Here is a 16,576-nt window from a genome sequence, read left to right on the forward strand (position 1 = left end):
TTTTATTTTTTATAAGTTAAACCTAAGTTTGGATCTGCAAAAGTATTTTTATCATAATTTCCAGATTTATACAAGAAATATCCAGCAGACGCGATCATTGCTCCATTATCCGTACACAATATTCTTTCTGGATAAAAAACTTTTACATTTTCTTCCTTTGCTCTTTCTTCCATTGCATCTCTAAGACCTTGATTTGCTGCAACTCCTCCTGCAATTATTATTTTATTTAATTTTTTTTCTTTTAATAATCTAAAGGACTTTCCAACAAGGACATCTGTTACAGCTTTTTGAAAAGATGCTGCCAGGTCTTCATTTTTATAACTTATATTTTTTTGATCACAATGGTGTAAAAAGTTTATTACTGCTGTTTTAAGACCTGAAAAAGAAAAATTATAATTATCCTCTTTAAGCATAACTCTTGGAAAATCATAAATATCTTTTCCTTCCCTTGCAAGTTTATCTATAATTGGTCCTCCAGGATAGCCAAGACCTAAAACTCTTGCCACTTTATCAAAGGCTTCTCCTGCCGCATCGTCCACTGTAGTTCCAATTAATTCAAAGTCAACATAATCCTTTACATGAATTAAATATGTGTGACCTCCTGAAACTATAAGGCCTATAAAGGGCGGTTTTAAATCTTTATTTGTAATATAATTTGCACATACATGGCCTATTATATGATTTACCCCTATAAAGGGTTTGTTTAAAGAATATGCAAAAGTTTTTCCTGCACTTAAACCTACTAAAAGGGCTCCTATAAGTCCTGGCCCTCTTGTTGCCGCAACTAAATCCACGTCTTCAAATTCAAGTCCGGCTTCTTCAAAGGCTTCCTTTATTACTTGTGAAATAACTTCTATATGCTGTCTTGATGCAATTTCTGGAACTACTCCTCCAAATTTTTTATGAGTATCTATTTGTGATGCTATTACATTTGATAAAATTTCTTTTCCATCTTTTACAAGGGCAACGGAAGTTTCATCACAAGAAGATTCTATTCCCAGTGTTATCATTTTCTCCTCCACATTATTAGGGCATCTTTTCCCCTGCCATAATAATTTTTTCTTATTCCTTCTTCTACAAAGCCGAGTTTTTTATATAAGTGAATGGCATTTGCATTTTTAACTCTGACTTCTAAAGTTACATCTAAATTTTTTTCATCTGCAATTTTTAAAATTTGTCCCAAAAGTTTTTCTCCATAACCTAAGTTTCTATAAATACTTTCTAAGGCTATGGTTCCTATGTGAATTTCATCATATAGGGTCATACCTATTACATAGCCAAATACTTTTTCGTTTTCTATGACAAAAACTTCATTCAGGGGATTTTCTATTTCTAAAATAAGGGTATTTAAAGACCAGGGATCAGGAAAGGATTCTCTTTCTATTCTTAAAATTTCTTCTGCGTCTTTACTTGTCGCTTTTCTTACTTTTACCATATTCCCTTTCCGCTTGTGATACATTTAAATAATTTGGTAGAGCTGTATAAAAATTGTCCTCTCCCTTTTCTTTATATTTTTCCAAAGCCAATTTACATAAATCTGTTGGTAAAATTTGACTTGTCTTATAGGGCTTTTGCAATTTTTCTCCTATAAATTTTGCACTTTCGCCAACAAAATATGCATCTTCAAAAAATTTTTCAGCATCTTCAATATTTTCAAGACAATCTTCTTTTATAACTTTTAATTTTTCCTTGTTTGAATAAATTCCATAATAAATTCTATTTCTCTTAGCATCAATTACAGGTACGATTTTTTCAAAACCCTTAAAATTTTCAGCATAAGCTCCAAGGGAAGAAACTGTTACCATAGGTTTATTTAAGGTTTGAGCAAAAGTTTTTATAACTGCAAGACCTATTCTAAGTCCTGTCCAAGATCCTGGTCCTATGCCAACTGCAAATAAATCTATATCACTTATTTTTAAATTTTGTTTTTTCAAAATATCATCTATCATTTCATTTAAAGATTCTGAATGGTAGACTGAACCTGTTAAGGTATAATTTCCAAGAGGCAAGTCATCTTTTAAAAGGCCAACTGCACTTGTTTTTGATGATGTATCTATTCCTAAAATCAACATGAAAAAATTACCCCCAATATTTCTTCAGACCTTTCACCCTTAGCTTCAATATCAAATTCTCTTTCATTTTCAGAAATTCTTTTTATTCTTATTTCAAGCCTGTCTTCAGGAAGGAGATCTTCTATTTTATCTGCCCATTCAATTACACATGCTCCATCTTCTGAAAAAAAATATTCATCAAAACCCAAATAGTCGCTTTGACACTGATCAAGTCTATAAACGTCAAAATGATATAAGTTTACCTTAGAATAATACTCCCTGATCAAAGTAAATGTTGCTGAACTTACTTGATCTTTTATTCCCATACCCTTGGCTATTGCTTGAGTAAGGGTAGTTTTTCCTGTGCCTAAATCTCCTATTAGGCAAATAATATCTCCAGGTTTTAAGATAAAACCTATTTTTTCTCCAAGTTTTTTTGTATCATCTAAACTTTTTGAAATTAATTTCATACTTCCTCCAAATAAAAAGAGATACCAACTTTTAGTTTGCATCTCTAAAAATAATTTCACCCTTGTTAATAGAATCAATTATAGCAAGAGATAAAAGGTCATATCCCTCTTCTCTTAATTTATCTCCGCCCTTTTGAAATCCCTTTTCCACTGCAACGCTAAGACCACAAATTTCAGCATCAGCTTGTTTTGCAATATTTATTAAGCCTCTTAAGGCTTGTCCTTCTGCCAAAAAGTCATCAATAATTAAAATCCTGTCATTTTTATCTAAATATTTTTTTGATACTGCAACCCTATATTCCTTGCTACTTGTGTAAGATTTAACTTCAGCTGTATATAAATCAGTTCCTATATTTTTATGCTTTTCCTTTTTTGCAAATATTACCGGGACTCCTCCGAAATTTTGAGATGCAAGTGTTGCAAGAGCTATTCCGGAAGCTTCTATAGTCAATATTTTATTTATTTTTCTATCTTTAAAATGTTCATAGATTTCTCGCCCAAGTTCTTCCAAAAACTTTATATCCAGTTGGTGGTTTAAAAAAGAGTCAACTTTTACTATGTTGCCCGGTAAAATCCGACCATCTTTTTTTATTCTTTCTTCAAGTAATTTCAAATTTTACTCCTTGTTTGCTATTTCTAAAAGTGAATTCTTTAAATCACTTTCGAGTTTTATCATTTCCTCTTGAGCTGTTTGACGTCTTTTGTGTCCTTCTATTTGAATGTTTCTCACTTCATTTAAGGCTGAAATAAGTTGTTCGTTTGTGTGTTTTAAAGTTTCTATGTCAACAATACTTCTTTCAGATTCTTTTGCAGTTTCAACTGTAGCCATTTTTAAATTATCTGCATTTCTTCTTAAAAGCTCATTTGTAAGATTTGTAACTTCTTTTTGAGCCTTAGTTGCTTGACCTGTGTGAACTGCTGAAAGAGCAAGAACCATTTGAGACTTCCAAAGAGGAATTGTGTTTACAATTGTAGATTGAATTTTTTCAACCATAACAGTGTTGCTTGCTTGGATCATTCTTATTTGAGGTGCCATTTGAAGGGATACAGTCCTTGTTAAATCAAGGTCGTGAAGTTTTTTCTCAAACCTGTTTATAGCACTCATATAATCGTTTACTTCTTGAGCATCTGTTGGCAAGTTGGAGTTTGCTGCATTTTCTTTAAGCTTTGGCAATTCAACATTTCTTGCACTTTTTAATTTTTCATTACCTGCTTCAATATACATGGTCAACTCTTTGTAATAGCTTTGATTTAAATCATACATTTGATCAAGAGTTGCTATATCTTTCATAAGAGTAACTTGATGGTCTTCTAATACTTTGGAAATTTTATCTACATTTGTTTCTGCCTTGTCATACTTTGTTTTTAGATTTTGAACCTTATTTACACTTTTTTTAAATAGGGCCTTTATGCCCTTTTCATTTTCGTCAACGTCAAAGTTTTTAAGCTCGGACACTACATTGGAAAGAAGATCTCCTACTTGACCTAAATCCTTTGTTTTTACTGAATTTAAAGTTTTTTCAGAAAAGCCTGCAATTTTATTTTGTGCTCCGGCTCCATATTGAAGTATCATGCCTGTGTCATGTAAATTGATTTTTTTTGAAAATTCATCTACTTGTTTTTGTTCTTCTTCAGATAATTTTAATTTAACTAAATCAACTTTTTCCAATTCCTTGTTTTCTTTTACTTCTTCAGTTTGTCCATCAAGAGTAAGTTTAATTTCTCTTTCCATGTTTCCTCCTATTTAAAATCATCTTCCAGCAAGCCTTCTTGTTTAAGCATCATTTTTAAAACTGATATATCGGTGTTTACTTCCATGGCTACATCTCCATAGAGTTCATTTAACAGTTTTTTAAAGGCTCCATTTATTGTATCTATGCTTTTTTCTATTTCTTCCATGGCATTTTGAGCATTGTCTCCCGGTTCATAAATAAGGGAAAGTTCTTCATACCTTTTTAAAAGAGATACTGTTGTTGGTAAATAATAGTCCATAAATTTATTTAATTCATCAGCCTTGCCGGGATTTTTCTTTAAGTTATTAAATATACTTTTAACTATTGCAAGTAAGTTTCTAACTTTTCCATTTAGGGGTTCGCTGATTTTATCCACCAGTTCAGTTATTTCAGTTACATAACTTTTACCCAGATTTATCGTTTCTTTAACCCTATCATAATCATCTATAAGTTCTTTTGCTTCATCTTTTTTAGGAAATTTATTTTTATAGTCATTTTTATAAATTTTAAAGGTTTCATTGTCTAAAACCAGAATTGACTCATCTTCCACAAGTCTTGCTTCTTTAAAATAGTCTTTTTTTATAAAAGCTTTTAAATCTTTAAGAGCTATTTCAGGTTCAACTCCTGCTCCAAGAGCTAAATCTTCCACTGTTGACACAGTTGAATCGCCAAAGATTCTTATATATTTTTGATATCTTGTCATTTGCTTTAAAAGTCTTGAGCCTAACCTATCTACAAGAAAACTTAGACCTCCTATAATTATTGCAATAAGAGAAACATCAAAACTTCCCTCTAAAAATCCTCCAATTGCACTAATTATAGAAATTGAAAGAGCCGAAAGGCCTAAAACTCTTAAGAGAACTCCAAAGGCGTTTTGAGAAGGCTTTTGCATTACAAGATCATTGCGTTTTGCTGGCGGAATTTTTTTAATTGTTCCATAATTTTTAAATATGTTTGAGATTCCGCTTCTGACTCCTTCTATTGCCCTATCTACAGATTCTTGTATAGTGTTTGAAAGGTCGCTGTAGTCTCCATTTTCTAATTTATTTGAAACTCTATTTAATAAATCTTTTTCAGATTGATTTTTTTCTTTATTTCTTTTTTCTGCATCTTCAATTATGTCTTTTATAGAAATCTTATATTTTTTCATAAAATCACCAATTACATTTTATCACAAAGAATTTTCCCCTTCATTTACAATTTTATAAAAAAACCTTAAATTTTCTTTATTTATGCTATAATTTTTTAAAGGAGGTAGTTATGAAAGCCTATAAATTTGAAATGACCCTTAGAGATTCAAATCCACTTTTTAAAAATATTTTTTTCTGTCCCTGCAATATAAGTTTTAGAGATTTCGCAAATGTTATTACAAGAACTTTAATGTGGCTTGGAGATAGAGAAAAAAGTTTCTATATTGAAGGGCCTGATAATTTTGAAATTATTGATATGGATAATATGAATAAGACTATGGGGATTAATTTTAAAACTTTGGATGAGTCCATTGTTTCCGATTTTTTAGATAAAAATGACAAGTTTGTATTTTTATATGGAGATCCGACACCTTTTATTTTTGATTTAAAGGTCCTCGATATTGATTATGATGGAAAAAATTATCCTTTTTTAATTGAAGCTTCTAATGAACACATAATTGAAACTTCTAATGGCCTTTTAGATTATTATAAATTTTTAAAAAATAATGATTTAGATAATTCTTCCAAAACTTTTATTAATAAGAATTTTTCCCTTGAAGAAATTAATGATGAACTAAGCGATTTTCAATTTGAAGAATAAAATAAAAATCGAAGTAAAAAAAATACTTCGATTTTTTTATTTTTATAAAATTTTATATAAATCACTTAAATTTATATTTTCTCTTTTGCAATAGTCGTCTAAATCTTCTATGATTTCCTTTACACCGTAGGGATTCATAAAATTGTAAGTGCCTATTTGAACTAATTTTGCTCCTGCCATTATAAATTCTATTACATCTTTATAATTTGTTATTCCTCCCATGCCTATTACGGGAATTTTTACTGCATGAGCTGCTTGGTGAACCATTCTCAGGGCTATTGGTTTTATTGCAGGTCCTGAAAGTCCAGCATAGGTGTTTTCAAAAACAGGTCTTTTGTTTTTAATGTCTATTGCCATGGCAAGAAAGGTATTTACAAGACTTATGCCGTCTGCTCCTGCTTCTTCAACTGCTTTTGCAATTTCTGAAATATCTCTTGCATTTGGAGAAAGTTTTACAACTATTTTATGCTTTGAAACTTTTTTTACTTTTCTTGTAACTTCTGCAGCACTTTGTGGATCAACTCCGAAAACCATGCCCCCTTCTTTTACGTTGGGACAGGATATGTTCAGTTCTATTAAGTCTATTTTTGATTCATTTAATAGTTCTGCTCCCCTAACATAGTCATCTAAAGAATTTCCTCCTAAATTTATTAAAACTTTAGGTCCAAGGGAAATTATTGAATCCATACCTTCTTTTATAAAATTTTTAACTCCTGGATTTTCCAGTCCTATGGAATTCATTAAACCTGAAGGTGTTTCCCAGAGTCTTGTACCTTTATTTCCCTCTTTTGGAATATAAGTAAGACCTTTTGAAGAAATTCCTCCTATTAAATCTATAGGATAGTAATCTTTGTAGTCAGTGCCATATCCATAGGTTCCTGATGCTCCTATTAGAGGATTTTTAAATTTTATTCCTAAATATTCAGTTTCAAGTCTATTCATAGACATCACTTCCTAAAAATATGGGTCCATCTTTGCAGCAACGTTTATTCCTATTTTTTGTCTTTACTGTGCATCCTAAACAAGCTCCCACGCCACATGCCATTCTTTTATCCAAGGAAACATAAGATTTTATATTTTTATCTTTGCAAATTAAGGCTACTTTTTCCATCATAGGGTCCGGTCCGCAGGCGTAGACAAGTTTATGTTTTTCAAATTCAATTATATCTGTTATATAACCTCCGAATTTTACTTTTACGTCTAGTCCCAAGTTTTTTAGGTTTAAAAATAATTTATCTATTTGAGTTTCTCCATTTAAACCTATATATAAGCTTACTTTTGCCTGTGGATTTTTTTCCTTTATTTTTTTTGCAAGGTAATACATGGGAGCTATGCCCACTCCGCCTCCAACTAAGGCAACTTCATCCACGTCAGTATTAAAACTATTGCCGTAGGGTCCGTATAATTTTATAGAATCGCCTTTTTTAACGGTTCTAAGTAAACTTGTGCCTTCTCCCAGCTCTTCTATTAAAAAATCAGCACCTTGAGAAAAGTCAAATATTGAAATTGGCCTGGAAAGAGTTGGGTAATTTTCCCAACTCCTTAACATAAAAAATTGTCCAGGCAGAACTTTTTCTTTAAAATCAGTTTTTATTAAAAAATATCTTTTGTCTATATCTATTTTCTCTAAAACCTTCATTTGACACCTACAGCTCTTCAAAAGTGTTTAAAGAGTCACAGTATTCACATCTATATTCCTTAGTTTCAGGATTTGTTAAATAAAATTTGTGATGTTCAACTTTTTGGTCGTTAGTTATGCATCTTGGGTTCTTGCATTTTAAAATTCCTTCAACTTCTTCAGGAAGTTCCATTCTTATTTTTTTAATTCTGTTTCCATCTTCAATGAAGTTTACAGTTGTATGAGGGGCAATAAGACCTAAAACTGCAAAATCCAAATCAAAATCAGTTTCAATTTTAATCAAATCTTTTCTTCCAAGAGATGATGATGGAATGTTTTGCATTAGAACTACAGGTTCTTTTAAAGTATCAAGTTTCAATGCCTTATATAGTTTATATCCGTCTCCATGAACTATATGGTCAAGAACTATTCCTTTTTTTATTTTAGATACGTTAATCATTTTAAGCCTCCTCTAAGCCAAGTAGGGTCATTATAAGAGCCATTCTTACATACATTCCGAATCCTGCTTGTTTAAAATAAACTGCTCTTTCATCGTCATCTACATCTGTTGCAATCTCATTTACTCTTGGAAGGGGATGCATTACTATCATATCTGCTTTTGCTTGTTTTAATTTTTCTTTATCTAAGATGAAGAAATCTTTAAGTCTTACATATTCTTCTTCTGATACAAATCTTTCTCTTTGAACTCTACTCATATAAAGTATGTCAAGATCTGGAATGGATCCTTCTAAATCTGAAGTTTCTCTATAGGATTCTTTAGGAAGCTCATCTAAAAATACTTTAGGCATTTTTAATTCTTCTGGAGAAATAAATACAAATTTTACATTTTCATATCTGTTCATTGCTCTTACAAGAGAGTGTATGGTTCTTCCAAATTTTAAATCTCCACAAACTCCTATTGTTAAATTGTTGAAGCGTTTTTTATAGTGCCTTATTGTAAGTAAGTCTGTCAATGTTTGAGTTGGGTGGTTGTGTGCTCCATCCCCTGCATTTATAAGGGGCATTCTTGTTAAATATTTTGTTGCAAGAAGGGCTGCTCCATCTTTAGGGTGTCTCATTGCAACTATATCTGCATAATTTTCTACAGTTCTTAAAGTGTCTACCAAAGATTCTCCCTTTGATGTGGATGACACTTTTGCGTCTGCAAATCCTACTACTCCTCCTCCAAGTCTTGTCATAGCCGTTTCAAAGGATAATCTTGTCCTTGTTGAAGGCTCAAAAAAAAGACTGGCTAATACATATCCTTTACAAACATCCCTATATTTTTTGGGGTCTTGGATAATAGCATCAGCCAGATCAAATAACTTGTCTAATTCTTCAGTTGTAAAATCTCGAGGTTCAATTAAATTTCTTACCATGTCTTCCTCCTTTTTATTCTCAATAATGTTACACTTAAAAACTTATTTTGTCAAATGTTTTTATGTAAAAAAAGGCCCAAAATTTTTGAGCCTTATTTTCCAACTGTATAAACTTGCATTGTAACCGTAGGGTCTTTTTGTAAAAGATTTTCCGGAAAGTCTTGTAATTTTTTTCTTGCCTGACTTCTATAAGGTATTATTACATTAACTTCAACTCCACTTTGAAGCCTATCTTCAAACTCTCCCATAACCTTATCTGTGTTTATGTCTTTTCTTTCAAGATTTAGTCCCCAATAGGCAAGATAAGCTATTTCTCCATAGGTCATATCACTTTCAACATATTGATCAGCCAAGTCCAAAAGCTTTGGCACCATTAAAATGGTAGAAGGTTTTTTTAAGTCTGAAAATACCTTCATTAAAAAATTTTGTTGAGCGTTTATTCTTCCAAGGTCTGAATCTCTATAGGCTTTTCTTGCTCTTAAATAGGCAACTGCTCCTTGACCGTCTAAGTGATTTATTCCAGGATATAGGTCTATTTTTAAAGGTGGGTAAATCCAATCATCTTTATAGTGGTATTCTTTATGTTCCCAATTAATGTCCACCCCTCCCATGGCATCTACAAGACCTGCTATCATATCATAATTAACTACAACATAGTGATCTATATAGGTATCCATAAAATTTTCTACTGTCTTAACTGCAAGGGGAACATCTCCTATAGAATAGGCATCGTTTATTTTTCTTTCTCCGACTTTTGGAATTTGCACCCATGAATCTCTTGGGATTGATAAGATTTGAGCTTTTTTATGTTCATTATCAAGGGTAACAAGCATAATTGTATCTGATTGCCCTCTCTCTTTGCTATCTGGATGAGCAAGGGTTGATGTGGATGTTGCACCTAAAACTAAAATATTTATTTTTTCTTTTTCGTTAAAGACATTAGTCTTTCTTATTTGGTCTTTATTTTCATTGGTTCTTCTACCAAGTTTATCTTGACCTATTCTATTTGATGATGGTTTTGTTGCATATAAAAATACAAGGACAAAAATCATCATACACATTAATAAAAATCCTAAGATTTTTGCAAAAGTCTTCATGTTCACCTCAATAGCTTTAATAAATATAAAATTATTATCCCCGGAAGTCCAAGAGCTCCCACAATAAAAGCATGGATAGGATTTATGATAATTTCAAATTGAGTTTGAGATAAAAAAATATTTAAAATATATATGACAAGTCCTCCAGCTAAGGTATTTAAAATTATTTTGATTACAGCTTTTATAGATTTAAAAATCATTATTGCAAAAAAAATTGCAATAGCTCCTCCTATAAAATAACTTAAAGTCATATATTCACCTCGAATAATAATTATATCAAAAATTTTTTAATCTTTCACCTTGCAATTTAGAATTTATTAAGAGCTTGCTATATTTACATTTTATTTTTTCTAATTTTATGCAAAAAAATTTCTATAGCAAAAACTATAGAAATTCTTTTATTTTTTTATTTCCAAGGTTTTTTTTAGGATCTCAACAATCTGGTCTAAGGTAAATTTAGATGAACTTAAACATAAATCATAAGAATTTATATTTCCCCAATCTCCTTTTGCAAATCTGTTAAAATGATTTTGTCTTCTTGTGTCAATTTTTTTCATTTTTATTGGAGCCTTATCTTCTTTATCCTTATAAACTTCTACAAGTCTTTTTAACCTATCTTCATAATTTGCTCCTATAAAAACTGAAAGTGCTTCTGTATCTCTTAAAACATATCCTGCACATTTTCCAATGATTACACAGCCGCCTTTTTTCCCTATATCTCTTATAGTTTTAGATTCTGCTAAAAATCTGGCATCTGTGGTTGTAAAGCCCTCCTGAGAATAGGAATAATTTTCTCTGTAAAGGTCATAAATTGTTCCTTGTAAAAATGAATCGTCTTTAGATACATTATGAGGATCAACTTGTCCCTCCATAGTTTTAAGCTCTATTATGTTTTCGTCATAAAAGTCTAAGCCTAAATCTTCTGCAAGTTTTTTTCCTATTTCATAGCCGCCGCTTCCATATTCTCTGTCTATGCAAATTATATATTTGTTTTTTGTTTTATTTTTAAATATTTTCGAAAAAATTGAAGTTTTATTTTCCATATCTTTCTCCTCACTTATATTATAAGCATTTTAAACAAATTAATCTTAAATAAGTTCTAAGATAAGTCTAAGTATTTTAAAAATTATCCTTATGTTTTTATAAAAAAAACGTGGATTTCCCACGTTTTAATTTCCTTTTATTTTGTTCAATATTCTTCTGAAAAAGCTTTCTTTTTTTTCTTCTATTTTTATATCTTCCACTTCTTTCTTTTTATAATAATCAATAAAATATTTTTGGCAATCTAAACTTCCATCTTCTTTTATTTTATAATATTTCCCATCAGGACCCATTCTTCTTCCTTGCAAATCATCTTCCCATTGAGTATCCATGTAATGTAAAATCTCCGCTCTTATTGCTCTATCTCTTATGGGGCTTGCTATTTCAACTCTTCTTTCCATGTTTCTTGTCATTAGATCTGCTGATGAAATATATATTTGCTGATCTTCATTTTGACCGAAAATATATACTCTTGGGTGTTCCAAAAATCTTCCTACTATGCTTCTTATTTCTATATTTTCTGTATTATCCTTTACACCAGGAAGCAGACAGGAAATCCCTCTTATTATTAATTTTATTTGCACTCCCTTTTCTGAAGCATCTCTTAATTTTTTTATTAAATCATAGTCTGTTAGGGAGTTCATTTTTAAAAATATATATCCTTCCTTGCCTTTTTTCATTTCTCTCTCTATAAGTTCCAATATCTTTTCTTTTATAGCAAAGGGAGATTGAAGGATTTTTTCATAGGAGCCGTTTACAATTCCAGTGCATACATTAAAGAAAAATTCTGTTGCATCTTGTCCTATCATAGGATCAGCAGTAATAAATGAAAAGTCCGTATATTGTTTTGCAGTTTTTTCGTTATAGTTTCCAGTTCCTATTTGTGTTATATTTTCTATTTCATTGTTTTGTCTATAGGTTATAAGGCATATTTTTGAATGAACTTTAAATTGGTCAAAGCCATATACTATGTTACAACCTGCATCGTACAAAATTTGTGCATAGTCAAGATTTTGCTTTTCATCAAATCTTGCTTTAAGCTCCATTAAAACCGTAACGTTTTTTCCGTTTTCCGCAGCTTTGCACAAATATTCCACAAGTTTTGAATTTTTTGCCAATCTGTAGATTGTTATTTTTATGGAGATTACGTCTTTTGTTTCTGCCGCTTCTTTTATTAAGTTTACGAATATGTCCATACTTTCATAGGGGTAGGCAAATAAATAATCTTTTTTTTCTATTGCTTTTATTATGGATCCACCTTTTATTTGGGATTCTCTTTCTGGGCTAAAGGCGGAATATAAAATTTCTTCTATGTTTTGAAGTTTTTCCCCTTCAAGATCAAAGGCATAGTCCATGTGAATTGGAGAATTTACAACATATATTTGCTCTTCACTTATTATAAGTTTTTCCATGAAAAATTTTTTCATTGAGTCACTCAAAGGACGATCACTTTCAAGTCTTACGGGATTTAATCTGTTTCTCTTTTTTAAAATTTTTTTCATGTAACTTTTATAATCTATACTGTCTTCTGCTGCTTCATCGTCGGCAGATAAGTCGGAATTTCTTGTTACATTTATTATTGCCGTATCTGTTATTTTATAGCCTTTAAAAATTGATTTTGCATATTTATGAAGTATGTTTTCCATTAAAACATAAGTAAATTTTCCCCTTTTTCCAGGTAGCCTTATATATTTAGGCATTGCTTGAGGGGTTATTACAAGACCATAAGATTTTTCTCCTTTTTGGTCAATCTCCACTGCTATATAGGGTCTGTCATTTTCAAGAAAAGGAAAGGGATTATGAAAATCTACTATCTGAGGTGAAAGGATAGGTTTTATAAATTTTTTAAAAAAATTTTTTACATATTTATTTTCTTCATCGTCAAGTTCTTCGATTTTTAGATTTCTTATGCCTTTTCTTCTTAAGTTTTTTTCTACTTCTGAATAAATCTCATCTTTTTTCTTATAGAGTCTTTTTACATCTTTGTAAATTAATTTTAACTGTTCCTCTGGAGTCATCTTTGTTTTATTGTCAATGTAGTCTCCTTTTATAAGAGCATAATCGCTTAATCTTCCTACTCTGACCATAAAATATTCTGTCAAATTACTTGTAAATATTGCTATAAATTTTAATTTTTCAAGGGCGGGAGTCAAATCTGAATTTGCTTCTTCTAAAACTCTTTCATTAAACCTAAGCCAAGATAATTCTCGACTTTGCATATATATTTTTGCTCCCCTTCTTGTTAATTTTTCTTCTTTATCTGTAATATATACTTCTTCATTTTCTTCTATTTTTTCATCTTTATTTGAAGAGTCTATTTTTTCTTTTTCTTCTATTTTTTCATCTTTATTTGAAGTTTCTATCTTTTTCTTTTCTTCTACTTTTTCAGTTTCCATTTCAAATATCCCTCTCTAACTCCGTTATCACTAACAAAAATCCTATTCACTTTAAACTTTTTCATTATTTCTATAAGGGCAATTAAGCCTGGTGTCAAAGTATGAACTCTTGAAGGACAAATTTTTAATATCAGGTCTATGATTTCAGGATTTTTTTCTAAAATTTTCTTTTTTATTTTTTTTAAATCTTTTTTACTTACTACATTTTCTATATAGGTCTCAGGATATAATTCTGAAATTAAGTTTCTGCAAGCTCTTATAGTGCCTCCCACTCCCACCATGCTTTTACAGTTTTTTTCTCTTTCTACTTTGTCTAATTTTTTATTTATATGATATTTTATTAATTGTGCCTCGGTTTTTTTCGGTAATATATCTTTTACAAATTTTGAATAGAGAGATAGAGATCCTTCATCAAGACTTTTTTCACTTTTTATTTTTCCTCCGTCATATACGGTTATTTCCGTTGAACCTCCTCCAATATCAATGGTTACTCCTTTTTCAAGGTTAAATAAATCCATCGCACCTAAATAACCAAGATAGGCCTCATCTTCTCCACTTATAAGATCGATTTCTATATTTGTTTTTTCTTTAACTTCTTTTAAAATATTTTCCCTATTGCTCACATTTCTAAGAGATGCAGTGGCAAATACATAAACTGTGTCTGCCTTAAAGTGTTTTAAAATTCTGTTAAAGGAATTTAATGTTTTTACAAGTTTATCTATTCCCTTTCTTGTCATTTCTCCATGAATCATATAACTTGCAAGACCTGCTACAACTTTTTTGTTCATTATATTTACAGGTTCATCATCTTTATTTAAGTCATATATTGTTAGCCTTATTGTATTGGATCCTATATCAACCAGTGCATATTTCATAAAACTCTCCTAATCTTTTTTCATATAATATATTATATTAAGTTTATTTTGTTTTTGTAAATTTTGTGTAATTTATAGGGAGAAAAATTCTTTAAAAACTTTAAACATATATTCTAAATCTTTTATTGCCATTAATTCTCTCACTGAATGCATAGCAAGCATTGGGCAACCTACATCAACTGTTCTTACGTTTATTCTTCTTGAGGTTATAGGTCCTATGGTAGTCCCTCCTCTTAAATCACTTCTATTGTAAAAAGTTTGAACCGGCACTTTGGCTCTTGCACATAAGTCTTTAAAAATTGCACCGCTTATACTGTCACTTGCATAAGATTTATTTGCCGCATATTTTATAACTGGTCCACCACCTAATAAAGGAATATTTGTAGGATCTGTTTTTTCTTTAAAATTGGGATGAATTCCGTGGGCCATGTCCGATGAAATCATAAAGGAATTTTCAAGATTTTTTAAATAATCTTCTCTATTCATTTTTAAACCGCTCACTATTCTTTCAAGGCTTGTTTCTATAAAAGAGCTGTCGGCTCCCATTTTTGTTCCCGAACCTACTTCTTCATTATCTGTTGCTATTATTACGTTAATTTCCGTATGATTTTTATTTTCTACTAAACTTTTTAAACTTAAATAGGCACTGGCAAGATTGTCAATTCTGCCTGAGGAAATAAATTCATCATTAAGGCCTAAAATTGAAGCCTTTTGCCTATCGTATAAATATAATTCGTAATCTAAAATCTCTTCTGTTTTTATTTCTAATTTTTTTGAGATTACTTCTTTTATAAAATCTTTCTTTTCATATTTTTTACTATTATCAAGAGCCACAAGAGGCAAGGTATGAATTTGAGGATTTAATTCAAATCCTTTGTTAATGTCTCTATTCATATGAATTGCAAGATTAGGAATTATACAAAGATTTTTTTCAAAATTTATAAGTTGCATTTTAGGATTTAAAGGATCGTCAGATTTTAAAATAACTCTTCCCGCCATGCTTAGGGGCCTATCAAGCCAAGTATTTAAAATTGGTCCTCCATAAACTTCAGTATTAAGGCTCAACATATTTTCTGTTTTTATTAAGGGATTTGATTTTACTTTAAAACCTGGAGAATCTGTGTGAGAGTCTATAATTTTAAAAATCCCCCTCTTTATTTTTCCTATACTGAAGGCAATAATTGCACTATCATTATTTTTTATATAAAATTTTGAATTTTCTCTAAGATTAAAATCTTTCGACAAATCAAGTTCTTCAAAATTATTTTTTATTAAAATTTCTTCCATTGTTTTCACTGCAAAAAAGTTTACAGGACTTTTGTCCATAAAATCTAACATTCCATTTAACAATTTGTTATCCATAATATAAACCTCCATAATTTTATTATAATTCAAACAAAATAAAATATAAAATTCCAAATAAAAAAATTCCTAAAATAAATTTTAGGAATTTAAAAATAATTTTTTAATAAACTAAAAAAAGCTTACAATAACTTTAAAATTACTGTAAGCATGGCGGAGAGGGTGGGATTCGAACCCACGTGGGCTTGCACCCAAACGGTTTTCAAGACCGCCTCGTTATGACCACTTCGATACCTCTCCATTTAATTAAAAAATGGTGACCCATGCGCGATTCGAACGCGCGACACCTTGATTAAAAGTCAAGTGCTCTGCCGACTGAGCTAATGGGTCATATTATATTAAATTATTGGCTGGGGCGGCAGGACTCGAACCTACGAAATGCCAGAGTCAAAGTCTGGTGCCTTACCGACTTGGCTACGCCCCAATATGTTTTGGTGCAGCTAGGAGGATTCGAACCCCCGGCACACGGATTAGAAGTCCGTTGCTCTATCCTACTGAGCTATAGCTGCATATTTGGAGCGGGTGAAGGGAATCGGACCCTCGCAACCAGCTTGGAAGGCTGGGGCTCTACCACTGAGCTACACCCGCACAACTATAGATTATACAAAATTTTTACATAACTTTCAAGTAAAATTTAAAACTTTTGCTCTAATATGCTGCTTTTTTTATTTTATTGGTGGAGGAGAGTGGATTTGAACCACTGAAAGCGATGCTAACGGATTTACAGTCCGTCCCCTTTGGCCAACTTGGGTACTCCTCCATA

General features: G+C 30.9%; 18 protein-coding genes and 6 tRNA genes. 1 reads left to right on the top strand and 23 read right to left on the bottom strand.

Annotated features, from left to right (window positions below):
• Window positions 1-2: 2 nt before the first annotated feature.
• From tsaD to J2S72_RS08320, 7 genes are read right to left on the bottom strand one after another with little or no spacing between them, the layout of a single operon-like run.
• The gene (gene tsaD, locus J2S72_RS08290) at window positions 3-1,010 is read right to left on the bottom strand and encodes a tRNA (adenosine(37)-N6)-threonylcarbamoyltransferase complex transferase subunit TsaD (RefSeq protein WP_036739046.1); all 1,008 of its coding nucleotides are present in this window, start codon (window positions 1,008-1,010) and stop codon (window positions 3-5) included.
• Window positions 1,007-1,435: a ribosomal protein S18-alanine N-acetyltransferase gene (gene rimI / locus J2S72_RS08295; RefSeq protein WP_307495328.1), complete on the bottom strand. Its 429-nt coding sequence runs from the start codon at window positions 1,433-1,435 to the stop codon at window positions 1,007-1,009. Before rimI ends, tsaD begins: the two co-directional genes overlap by 4 nt.
• Entirely contained in the window at window positions 1,407-2,072 is a 666-nt protein-coding gene (tsaB, locus tag J2S72_RS08300; protein ID WP_023054902.1) for a tRNA (adenosine(37)-N6)-threonylcarbamoyltransferase complex dimerization subunit type 1 TsaB, read from the bottom strand. The genes rimI and tsaB overlap by 29 nt, the downstream gene beginning before the upstream one ends.
• A complete protein-coding gene (gene tsaE / locus J2S72_RS08305) occupies window positions 2,066-2,521 on the bottom strand; it encodes a tRNA (adenosine(37)-N6)-threonylcarbamoyltransferase complex ATPase subunit type 1 TsaE (protein ID WP_023054887.1) in 456 nt (151 codons plus the stop codon). Before tsaE ends, tsaB begins: the two co-directional genes overlap by 7 nt.
• Window positions 2,522-2,552: 31 nt before the next feature.
• The gene (locus J2S72_RS08310; protein WP_023054883.1) at window positions 2,553-3,134 is read right to left on the bottom strand and encodes a xanthine phosphoribosyltransferase; all 582 of its coding nucleotides are present in this window, start codon (window positions 3,132-3,134) and stop codon (window positions 2,553-2,555) included.
• Window positions 3,135-3,137: 3 nt separating this feature from the next.
• Window positions 3,138-4,253 carry a toxic anion resistance protein gene (locus J2S72_RS08315; RefSeq protein WP_023054884.1) on the bottom strand — a complete coding sequence of 372 codons (1,116 nt, stop codon included), beginning with the start codon at window positions 4,251-4,253 and terminating at the stop codon, window positions 3,138-3,140.
• An 8-nt stretch (window positions 4,254-4,261) separates the two neighbouring features.
• Window positions 4,262-5,404, bottom strand: a complete 1,143-nt coding sequence (locus tag J2S72_RS08320; protein WP_023054889.1) for a 5-bromo-4-chloroindolyl phosphate hydrolysis family protein — start codon at window positions 5,402-5,404, stop codon at window positions 4,262-4,264.
• A gap of 110 nt (window positions 5,405-5,514) precedes the next feature.
• Here J2S72_RS08320 and J2S72_RS08325 point away from each other — a divergent pair, with 110 nt between their 5' ends.
• Complete coding sequence (locus tag J2S72_RS08325; protein ID WP_023054903.1) at window positions 5,515-6,045, top strand: IS1096 element passenger TnpR family protein; 531 nt, start codon at window positions 5,515-5,517, stop codon at window positions 6,043-6,045.
• 42 nt (window positions 6,046-6,087) lie between these two features.
• Here J2S72_RS08325 and J2S72_RS08330 read toward each other — a convergent pair whose 3' ends face one another.
• From J2S72_RS08330 to J2S72_RS08405, 16 genes are all read right to left on the bottom strand, one after another.
• Window positions 6,088-6,987 (bottom strand): dihydroorotate dehydrogenase, encoded by a 900-nt coding sequence (locus J2S72_RS08330; RefSeq protein WP_023054878.1) that lies wholly within the window; start codon window positions 6,985-6,987, stop codon window positions 6,088-6,090.
• Window positions 6,980-7,684 (bottom strand): dihydroorotate dehydrogenase electron transfer subunit, encoded by a 705-nt coding sequence (locus tag J2S72_RS08335; RefSeq protein ID WP_307495331.1) that lies wholly within the window; start codon window positions 7,682-7,684, stop codon window positions 6,980-6,982. Before J2S72_RS08335 ends, J2S72_RS08330 begins: the two co-directional genes overlap by 8 nt.
• Before the next feature lie 7 nt (window positions 7,685-7,691).
• Window positions 7,692-8,123, bottom strand: coding sequence for an aspartate carbamoyltransferase regulatory subunit (locus J2S72_RS08340; RefSeq protein ID WP_023054897.1), 432 nt, complete (start codon window positions 8,121-8,123; stop codon window positions 7,692-7,694).
• Between the two features lies 1 nt (window position 8,124).
• The gene (gene pyrB, locus J2S72_RS08345) at window positions 8,125-9,042 is read right to left on the bottom strand and encodes an aspartate carbamoyltransferase (RefSeq protein ID WP_023054896.1); all 918 of its coding nucleotides are present in this window, start codon (window positions 9,040-9,042) and stop codon (window positions 8,125-8,127) included.
• A 92-nt stretch (window positions 9,043-9,134) separates the two neighbouring features.
• The gene (locus J2S72_RS08350; RefSeq protein ID WP_023054891.1) at window positions 9,135-10,139 is read right to left on the bottom strand and encodes an LCP family protein; all 1,005 of its coding nucleotides are present in this window, start codon (window positions 10,137-10,139) and stop codon (window positions 9,135-9,137) included.
• Window positions 10,140-10,141: 2 nt separating this feature from the next.
• Entirely contained in the window at window positions 10,142-10,390 is a 249-nt protein-coding gene (locus tag J2S72_RS08355) for a pro-sigmaK processing inhibitor BofA family protein (protein ID WP_023054876.1), read from the bottom strand.
• Window positions 10,391-10,537: 147 nt separating this feature from the next.
• Window positions 10,538-11,182 (bottom strand): cytidylate kinase-like family protein, encoded by a 645-nt coding sequence (locus J2S72_RS08360; RefSeq protein WP_023054882.1) that lies wholly within the window; start codon window positions 11,180-11,182, stop codon window positions 10,538-10,540.
• Window positions 11,183-11,308: 126 nt separating this feature from the next.
• A complete protein-coding gene (ppk1, locus tag J2S72_RS08365; RefSeq protein ID WP_307495334.1) occupies window positions 11,309-13,576 on the bottom strand; it encodes a polyphosphate kinase 1 in 2,268 nt (755 codons plus the stop codon).
• Entirely contained in the window at window positions 13,558-14,451 is an 894-nt protein-coding gene (locus J2S72_RS08370; protein WP_023054895.1) for a Ppx/GppA phosphatase family protein, read from the bottom strand. Before J2S72_RS08370 ends, ppk1 begins: the two co-directional genes overlap by 19 nt.
• Before the next feature lie 72 nt (window positions 14,452-14,523).
• Window positions 14,524-15,813, bottom strand: coding sequence for a M18 family aminopeptidase (locus J2S72_RS08375; protein WP_023054894.1), 1,290 nt, complete (start codon window positions 15,811-15,813; stop codon window positions 14,524-14,526).
• 151 nt (window positions 15,814-15,964) lie between these two features.
• Window positions 15,965-16,053 (bottom strand) — tRNA-Ser (locus tag J2S72_RS08380).
• Between the two features lie 14 nt (window positions 16,054-16,067).
• Window positions 16,068-16,143: transfer RNA gene (locus tag J2S72_RS08385), tRNA-Lys, on the bottom strand.
• 17 nt (window positions 16,144-16,160) lie between these two features.
• Window positions 16,161-16,237: transfer RNA gene (locus J2S72_RS08390), tRNA-Gln, on the bottom strand.
• Window positions 16,238-16,245: 8 nt separating this feature from the next.
• A tRNA-Arg gene (locus tag J2S72_RS08395) sits at window positions 16,246-16,322 on the bottom strand.
• A gap of 5 nt (window positions 16,323-16,327) precedes the next feature.
• Window positions 16,328-16,401: transfer RNA gene (locus tag J2S72_RS08400), tRNA-Gly, on the bottom strand.
• Window positions 16,402-16,487: 86 nt separating this feature from the next.
• Window positions 16,488-16,573, bottom strand: a tRNA-Tyr gene (locus tag J2S72_RS08405).
• Window positions 16,574-16,576 lie beyond the last annotated feature (3 nt).

This window comes from Peptoniphilus koenoeneniae, assembly GCF_030812875.1.
GTDB classification, from domain to species: domain Bacteria; phylum Bacillota; class Clostridia; order Tissierellales; family Peptoniphilaceae; genus Peptoniphilus_B; species Peptoniphilus_B koenoeneniae.